The 1,919-nt window shown below is 42.2% G+C and carries 1 protein-coding gene and 1 pseudogene; both read left to right on the top strand.

Annotated features, from left to right (window positions below):
- Positions 1-350, top strand: a pseudogene (locus tag FNZ24_RS21380) (HAAAP family serine/threonine permease); the annotation flags it as partial.
- A 137-nt stretch (positions 351-487) separates the two neighbouring features.
- Positions 488-1,855: an L-serine ammonia-lyase gene (locus tag FNZ24_RS21375; RefSeq protein ID WP_153916815.1), complete on the top strand. Its 1,368-nt coding sequence runs from the start codon at positions 488-490 to the stop codon at positions 1,853-1,855.
- Positions 1,856-1,919: the final 64 nt, after the last annotated feature.

Here is a 1,919-nt window from a genome sequence, read left to right as displayed (position 1 = left end):
TYTCATCTTTCTTTGGTCACTACTTAGGTGCGACTGAAGGCTTAAAAGGCATGATCACTAAGCAATTACGTAGCAGCAATAAAGAAGTGTCAGATGCTAAATTGAACAAGTTCATTCTTGGTTTCATGTTCTTCAGCATCTGGATTGTAGCGGTGATTAACCCAAGTATTCTTGGAATGATTGAAGCCTTAGGCGGCCCAATTATCGCAGCGATTCTTTACCTTATGCCTATGTACGCAGTACATAAAGTTCCAGCTTTAAAAGCTTACCGCGGTCGTATCAGCAATGTGTTTGTTGTGATTGCAGGTTTGTTAGCGATGACTGCAATTCTGTTCGGTTTAATGAGCTAAGTCACTGATATCTAAGTCACGGATATCTAAGCCAGTGATATATAGGTTATGTGGTTATTCGAGGAGTGCAGTTTGCGCTCCTGTGTTTCTAGTTTTCAGCTTTGCTGCTTTAACCAGTAGAGCATTGAGGTTTATTTATGTTTAGTGCATTTGAAATCTTTAAGATTGGTATTGGTCCTTCTAGTTCTCATACCGTTGGGCCGATGAAAGCGGCAAATTGTTTTATTAATGACTTAATTGAGCAAGGACAACTAACTCAAATTACTAAATTTACCGTCGATGTTTATGGTTCACTGTCTTTAACGGGTAAAGGACATCATACTGATATTGCAATCATTATGGGGCTTGCAGGTAATGAGCCTGAAACCGTTGAAATTGAAACTATAGAACCTTTTATTGCTCAGGTTGAGAAAACTCAAGAAATTATAATTGGCGATGCGATTCACCATGTGGATTTCCCCCATGACGCCCTCATTTTTCACCCTGATACTTTGCCGCTTCATGAAAACGGCATGAAATTACATGCTTGGATTGGTGATAAATGCGTTTATAGCAACACTTATTATTCAATAGGTGGTGGCTTTATCGTAGAAGAAAGCCAATTTAATCAAACCCACAGTACGGGTGTGAAAGTGCCTTTTCATTTCAATTATGCTGATGAGCTAGTGGCCCATTGTAAAGATTCAGGCTTAAGCATTAGTGGCTTGATGAAGCAAAATGAGTTGTGTTTTCGCAGTGAAGAATCCATGTATACAGGATTTAGCTTAGTGTGGAAAACCATGCAAAATGCCATTGAAAAAGGCTGCGCTACAGAAGGGGTACTAGCTGGCCCTTTGAAGGTTTCTCGCCGCGCACCTGCATTACATCGTGAATTATTACGCTGCGAACGTACCAGTACCGATCCGATGGAAATCATTGATTGGGTCAACCTGTTTGCTTTAGCGGTCAGTGAAGAAAATGCGGCTGGTGGCCGTGTGGTCACTTCGCCAACCAATGGCGCAGCGGGGATTATTCCAGCGGTATTAGCTTACTACGATAAGTTTATTCAAAAAGTGGGTCCGAAAGAGTGTAGCCGTTATTTTCTTGCTGCCGCTGCAGTCGGCTCGCTATATAAACGCAATGCATCTATTTCAGGTGCTGAAGTGGGCTGCCAAGGTGAAGTCGGTGTTGCTTGCTCAATGGCTGCCGCTGGCTTAGCAGAACTAATGGGCGGCTCGCCTGCTCAAGTGTGTATGGCTGCTGAAATTGGTATGGAGCATAACCTTGGTTTAACTTGCGATCCTGTTGCTGGCCAAGTTCAAGTGCCATGTATTGAACGTAATGCAATTGCATCTGTTAAAGCTATTAACTCATCACGCATGGCGCTGCGTCGTAACTCTGAGCCTAGAGTGAGCCTAGATAAAGTGATCGCGACTATGTATGAAACTGGTAAAGACATGCACTCAAAATATCGTGAAACCAGCCAAGGCGGTCTAGCGATAAAGGTGACCAATTTGTGCGCTTAGCTTAATAGTATCTATTTAATCAAAAGGCTTTCAATTGAAAGCCTTTTGATTAAATAGATACTAT

It is taken from the genome of Shewanella sp. TC10 (genome assembly GCF_009663145.1).
Lineage (GTDB): Bacteria > Pseudomonadota > Gammaproteobacteria > Enterobacterales > Shewanellaceae > Shewanella.
This window is presented reverse-complemented; position numbering and strand designations above follow the sequence as displayed.